The organism is Brevundimonas sp. CURTG3B2_SDJG, assembly GCF_057364705.1.
The window spans coordinates 1-5900 of the sequence record NZ_JBNFOJ010000190.1 but is presented as its reverse complement, the minus strand read 5'-3'; the positions used below and the strand labels follow the sequence as shown (position 1 = coordinate 5900).

Sequence of the window (5900 nt, the reverse complement as noted above, 5' to 3'; positions counted from 1 at the left end):
CGGTCAGGCCTCGACGTCGTGCGCCCCGGGCCTGGGCGGCGGCGTAGGCGGCCCGGGCGTCGGCCAGGGCTCTCTCGATCGCGGCCAGGGCCCTCGGGCGTGACCAGGTTCGGGTGGGGGCGAGATCGGGCGGTCGGGAAGATCGGCGGCCGTGGCCTCCAGGTCTTCCTCGCGGGTGAAGGCGACGCTCATGGGGAAGGAGCGTATGGCGGCTGAGGGCGTTCCGGTCACGTCCTTTCCATAGGCTCGCTCCACTCTCACCCTGGCTCTTGATCCGCTCTTCCCGGCGAATGCCGGGACCCAGATTGAAGATCACAACGCCTGGAACTCGGCGGCGACAAATTGGCGGCAGCCCGAGTCATTCCATCTGGATCCCGGCATTCGCCGGGATGAGCGGATGAGAGTAAGGAGCGCCGATGCAGCTTTCCAAGACCGTCCATGTGATCGGGGCCGGGCCCGCCGGGCTGATGGCGGCCGAACGGCTGGGCCAGGCGGGCGTGCGGGTGGTGGTGCACGAGGCGATGCCGTCCGTGGCGCGCAAGCTCCTGATGGCGGGCCGCGGCGGGCTGAACCTGACGCATTCGGAGGATCTGGACGCCTTCGTGGGTCGCTATGGCGAGGCCGCGCCTGAAGTCGGGCGGTGGCTGGAGCGGTTCTCGCCGACGCGGCTGATCGGTTGGGCCGAGGGGCTGGGCCAGGCGACCTTCGTGGGATCGTCGGGGCGGGTGTTCCCTCGGGCGATGAAGGCCTCGCCCCTGCTCAGGGCCTGGCTGGGCCGGCTGGACGAATTGGACGTGGAGGTGCGGACGCGGTCGCACTGGGTCGGCCGCCGGGACGGAGGCTGGGTGTTCCGGACGCCGGACGGCGTGCGGATCGAGCGAGCGGACGCGGTGGTGCTGGCGCTGGGCGGGGCCAGCTGGCCGCGGCTGGGTTCGGACGGTCTGTGGACGGACGATCTGGCGGCGGCGGGCGTGAAGATCGAACGGTTTCGCCCGTCGAACGTCGGCTTCGACGTGGCGTGGAGCGCGGTGTTCGCCGACCGGTTCGCAGGCCAGCCGCTGAAACCTGTGGCGCTGACGCACGGCGACCGGACGGTGCGCGGCGAGGCGATGATCACCCGCTACGGACTGGAGGGCGGCGCGGTGTATGCGCTGTCGGCGGGGCTGCGCGACGCGATCGAGCGGGACGGAAACGCGACCTTGGCGGTGGACTTGCGGCCGGACTTGGCCGTCGAGTCCCTGGCCGCGAGGCTGGCCCGGCCGCGGGGCAAGGACAGCGCGGCCAACTGGCTGCGCAAAGCCGGCGGCCTGTCGCCCGAGGCGGTCGGGCTGCTGCGCGAGATCCCCGGTCCCTTGCCCGAGGGCGCCGACAAGCTGGCGAGGCGGATCAAGGCGGTGCGGCTGACCGTGACCGGGGCCCAGGGGCTGGAGCGGGCGATTTCCTCGGCCGGCGGGGTGCGGCTGGACCAGGTGGACGAGCGGCTGATGCTGAAGGCGTCGCCCGGCGTGTTCGTCGCCGGCGAGATGCTGGACTGGGAGGCGCCGACCGGCGGCTATCTGCTGCAGGCCTGCTTCGCCTCGGGCGTCGTGGCGGCGGAAGGGGTGGTCGAGTGGTTGGCTTCAGGCCGTCATTCCGGGGCCGCGTAGCGGAACCCGGAACCCAGAACCGCGTCGCAAGCTTCGTCTCGGGCCTGGCTTCGTTGTCCTGGGTTCCGGGTTCTTCGCTTCGCGAAGCCTCGGAATGACGGCTAGAGAGGTGGTCTGGAAGTTGGAGTTCCACCGATGAATCGCTTTCGTCTGACCCTCCTCGTCTCCGCCGCCCTCGTGGCCGCGGCCCCCGCCCACGCCCAGCAGGCCGATCCGGCCAGGCTGAACGAATACACGCGGGTCCTGGCCTCTGACGCCTTCGAGGGGCGGGGCGTGGCGACGCCGGGAGAGCAGAAGACGGTGGACTATCTGGTCGAACAGTTCCGGTCGCTGGGGCTGGAGCCTGGCGGGCTGGACGGTCAGTGGGTGCAGACGGCGCATCTGAGCCGGACCCAGCAGGAGGGGCCGGCGACGATCACGGCGCGGACGCCGGGCGGCGAGGTCGAGTTGCGGCGCGGGCCCGACGTGCTGGTCGCCTCGGACCGGCCGGTGGATCGGATCACGGTGACCGACGCTCCGGTGGTCTTCGCCGGCTACGGCGTGGACGCGCCCGAGCGGAACTGGGACGATTTCAAGGGCGCGGACCTGAGGGGCAAAATCCTGCTGGTCGTCGTCAACGACCCGGACTTCGGCGCGCCCGAGGGGCATCCGGTCGCGGGCCGGTTCGAGGGGAACGCCATGACCTTCTACGGCCGCTGGACCTACAAATTCCAGGAGGCGGCGGCGCAGGGGGCGGCGGGGGTGCTGGTCATACACGACACGGCCGGCGCGGGCTACGGCTGGTCGGTGCTGGAGGGCTCGTCCACCGCGCCCGACTTCGACATCGTGCGCCAGGACTGGGCGGCCGAGCGGGTTCCGGCCCAGGGCTGGATCCAGGGCGAGGTCGCCGAGCGGCTGATCCGATCGGCAGGGCTGGATTATGCGGCGCTGCGGGATCAGGCGCGGACGGAGGGCTTCCGGCCGGTCGAGCTGCCCGGGGTGACGATGTCGATCGACTTCGGCCAGACGCACGCCAGCATCGAGAGCCGCAACGTGCTGGCGCGGATACCGGGAACGGCGCGTCCGGACGAGACGGTGCTGTTCGGGGCGCACTGGGACGCCTATGGGCGCGCCACGCCGGTCGGGGACGACGACATCTACAACGGGGCCGTCGACAATGCGACGGGCGTGGCCGCCATCCTGGAGCTGGCGCGGCTGTTCAAGGCCGGCGGCGCGCCGGAGCGCTCGGTCGTCTTCGCCGCCTGGACCGCCGAGGAGGCGGGACTGCTGGGGGCCGAATACTACGCCGCCAACCCGGTCTGGCCGCTGGAGACGACGGTGGCCAACCTCAATATCGACAGCCTTCTTCCGGGTACGGAAGTCTCGCCCGAGATCGTGGTCATCGGCGCCGGCAAGAGCCAGACGGACGCCTGGCTGGAGCGCCGCGCGGCCGAGCGCGGCCGCCGCCTGATCCCGGACCCGGCGCCCCAGGCGGGCGGCTTCTACCGCTCGGACCATTCCCGCTGGCGCGGCGCGGGGTGCCGGCGCTGTTCGGCATCGCCGGGTTCACCGGCCACAACGCCCAGAGCCGGGACTATGTAGCCAACCGCTATCACAAGCCCTCGGACGAATGGACGCCGGACTGGCGGATGGACGCTGCCGCCGTGGACGTGGACCTGCTGTACGCCGTCGGGCGCGACCTGGCCGACAGCGACCAGTGGCCGGAATGGAGCGCGGGGTCCGAGTTCGAGGCGGCGCGACAGGCGTCGGCGGCCGAGCGGGAGTAGCGGCTAGAGGCTGGCTCCGAGCGGCCTGAGCGTGGTTGGATCACGGAACACGAGATGCGGCGGCGGTTCCGGGGGCGCCTCGCCTCTGGCCGGTTCCGGAGACGAAGGAACCGGAGGGTAGCGCCGTCTCCACTCCTGTTCCGCGAGTTGCCGATCCGGCCCTTGTTCGCCGTTGGGCCAACCGGTCAGCCGGTACATGCGGTTGGCGAGGTCGTAGACCGGGCCGTCCTCCACACCCCATCGATTGATGAAGCGGTAGCCGTTGGGGCCGTTCGCCTCGATCAGATAGACCACCCCGTCAGGCCCGGACAGACAGGAGTCGGGTGGAAGGTCGAGCACCCCGGACGACGCCACGAAGGCCGAGATCGGCGCCGCCTCGGCCCCGGAGAGCGGCCGGACGAGGTGGTCCAGCCCCTTCACGACATGGACCTGGTCCACGACGCGGGTCGCCGTGAGACGGGGGTGTTCGCCATGCAGATCGTCTATCCGGACGATAATCGGTTCAGAGAAGGCCGGCAGGAAGGTGAAACGCACGGTCGTCGCGCCGGCCGGCGGCTTGTGCAGGTAGAGCGAGGGCTCCCCGACCGTCCTGAGAGGGCCCGAGAACCAACCCTCGGCGAACTCCTCCACGGGCCCCTGAGGGGATGTCTTGTCCAACGAACAAGGATAGCTGCCCCGGTAGAGCGCAGGATCGAAATACTGCGTCCGTCGCGAGCCCGCCCACCCGGCGAAGAGCGCCACGGCGATCACCAGCACGACCAGGAGGACGCCGACGCCACGGTTCATGATTCACCTCACCGCCAGCTGTCCATCCCGCGGGCCCACGGTCAAGCCCGAGGGTGACGGCGTTTGGGGGAATGGGTAGGAGGGAAGGATGACCGACCTCCCCGAGATCCACGGCGTCTGTCCGCCTCGCTTCGCCGCCGTGAAGGACGCCTTCGCCGCCAACTTCACCGAGGCGCCCGAGGGGCTGAACGAACGCGGCGCGGCGTTCAGCGTGGTCATCGACGGGGAGACGGTGGTCGACCTGCGGGGCGGCTGGGCCGATGCGGCGCAGACGGTTCCCTTCGACGAGCGGACGCTGACGCCGGTGTTCTCGGCCGGGAAGTCGGTGATGGCTCTGTTGATCGCCACCTGCGTCGAGCGGGGGCTGCTGGACTATGAGGCGACGGTGGCGTCGTACTGGCCCGCGTTCGGCCAGGCGGGCAAGGACGGGATCACCGTCGGCCAGCTGATGAGCCATCAGGGCGGGCTGTCCGGGTTCGCCGAGGCCATCGATCCGACCGACTGGTTCGATCGCGAGGTGGTGCTGGCCAAGCTCTGCGCCCAGGCGCCGCTGTGGGCGCCGGGAACGGCCTCGGGCTATCACCCGATCACCATCGGCTATCTGGCGGGGGAACTGTTCCGGATCGTCGACGGCCGGACCATGGGGACGGCGCTGCGCCAGGACTTCCCGGGGCTGGACCTGTGGATCGGCCTGCCGGAGTCCGAACACGGACGGGTGGCGCAGATGAGGAAGCCTGCCTCGCCGCCGAACCTGGGGCCGGTCGATCCGATCAAGCGTTCGGCCTTTTTCGACCGCGGCTCGTCGCCGGGGCAGAGGGAGTCGGGGGAGTGGCGCAAGGCCGAGATCCCCTCGGCCAATCTGCACGCCACGGCGCGCGACCTGGCGCGGATCGTCAACACGGTGGCGACGGGGACGTCCGATGGTCGTGAGGTCCTGTCCGAGCCGACGCGGGCGGCCCTGGTCCGCGAGCGCATCCATGGCCAGGACAAGGTGCTGCCGTTCACGATGGGCTGGGCGGCGGGGCTGACCGCCAATCGAGGCCTGAACGTCTTCGGCCCGCACGAGGGCGCCGTCGGCCACTACGGCTGGGGCGGGAGCTGCGTGGTCGCGGACCCGGACGTGCGGCTGTCGGCGGCCTATGTGATGACGCGGCAGTCGCCGCACCTGATCGGCGATCCGCGCGCAGTGCGGCTGCTGGATGCGCTGTATTCGGTGTTCTGAGGCAGGCGGCGGAGCATGAGGCGGCTAGCCACTAGGGTCAATCGACATTCAAACCCGTCATTCCCGGCCCTGTGCCGGGACTCCATGAACACGAAAGGCGGGAGTCGAGACCTCCAGGCCCTGACCGCGATCATGGATGGCCGGGACAAGCCCGCCCATGACGGAAGGCAAGGATTTGAGAGGCGAAGGCTATCGACTGAATGTCGATTGAACCTAGACACTGCGCTTCGGCGCCGTCAGGGCTCCGACAACGCCCGCCAGCACCGCCAGGGCCGCGCAGGTCAGAATCACCGCTTGGAAGGCGCGGTGGAAGGCTAGGACGGCTGCGGGCTCGAGATCGGCGCCGGCCATGACCCGGCCCAGCAGGGCGGCGGGCGTCGGGGACGTCGGCCAGGGCCACGAAGACGGCCGAGAGGATCAGGCCCAGCAGAGCGACGGCAGCAGGCCGGCGACCCGGCGACGGCGTTGTTGACGCCCGAG

The 5900-nt window shown here is 70.6% G+C and carries 5 protein-coding genes and 1 pseudogene; 4 read left to right on the top strand and 2 right to left on the bottom strand.

Translation table 11 applies throughout. The features are described from left to right. Window positions 1–192, bottom strand: a pseudogene (locus AC2W7C_RS12695) (transcription elongation factor); the annotation flags it as partial. Window positions 193–416: 224 nt separating this feature from the next. On the opposite strand from AC2W7C_RS12695, the gene AC2W7C_RS12690 reads away from it, so the two are divergent. The 3 genes from AC2W7C_RS12690 (at window position 417) to AC2W7C_RS12680 (ending at window position 3412) form a co-directional block, all read left to right on the top strand. Further along, window positions 417–1646, top strand: coding sequence for a BaiN/RdsA family NAD(P)/FAD-dependent oxidoreductase (locus AC2W7C_RS12690; RefSeq protein WP_486001766.1), 1230 nt, complete (start codon window positions 417–419; stop codon window positions 1644–1646). A 135-nt stretch (window positions 1647–1781) separates the two neighbouring features. Further along, entirely contained in the window at window positions 1782–3227 is a 1446-nt protein-coding gene (locus AC2W7C_RS12685) for a M28 family peptidase (protein WP_486001765.1), read from the top strand. Beyond that, a complete protein-coding gene (locus AC2W7C_RS12680; RefSeq protein WP_486001764.1) occupies window positions 3164–3412 on the top strand; it encodes a hypothetical protein in 249 nt (82 codons plus the stop codon). The genes AC2W7C_RS12685 and AC2W7C_RS12680 overlap by 64 nt, the downstream gene beginning before the upstream one ends. A 3-nt stretch (window positions 3413–3415) precedes the next feature. On the opposite strand, the gene AC2W7C_RS12675 is transcribed toward AC2W7C_RS12680, so the two are convergent. Further along, window positions 3416–4198, bottom strand: a complete 783-nt coding sequence (locus AC2W7C_RS12675; protein WP_486001763.1) for a hypothetical protein — start codon at window positions 4196–4198, stop codon at window positions 3416–3418. Window positions 4199–4286: 88 nt separating this feature from the next. Between AC2W7C_RS12675 and AC2W7C_RS12670 the strand changes: the two genes are divergently transcribed. Continuing rightward, window positions 4287–5420, top strand: a complete 1134-nt coding sequence (locus AC2W7C_RS12670; RefSeq protein ID WP_486001762.1) for a serine hydrolase domain-containing protein — start codon at window positions 4287–4289, stop codon at window positions 5418–5420. The last annotated feature ends 480 nt before the right edge of the window (window positions 5421–5900 follow it).

Excerpts from the sequence above, each read along its gene's own strand:
- AC2W7C_RS12690 (WP_486001766.1), top strand. The coding sequence starts at position 417 with ATGCAGCTTTCCAAGACCGTCCATGTGATCGGGGCCGGGCCCGCCGGG.
- AC2W7C_RS12675 (WP_486001763.1), bottom strand. The coding sequence starts at position 4,198 with ATGAACCGTGGCGTCGGCGTCCTCCTGGTCGTGCTGGTGATCGCCGTG.
- AC2W7C_RS12685 (WP_486001765.1), top strand. The coding sequence starts at position 1,782 with ATGAATCGCTTTCGTCTGACCCTCCTCGTCTCCGCCGCCCTCGTGGCC.
- AC2W7C_RS12670 (WP_486001762.1), top strand. The coding sequence starts at position 4,287 with ATGACCGACCTCCCCGAGATCCACGGCGTCTGTCCGCCTCGCTTCGCC.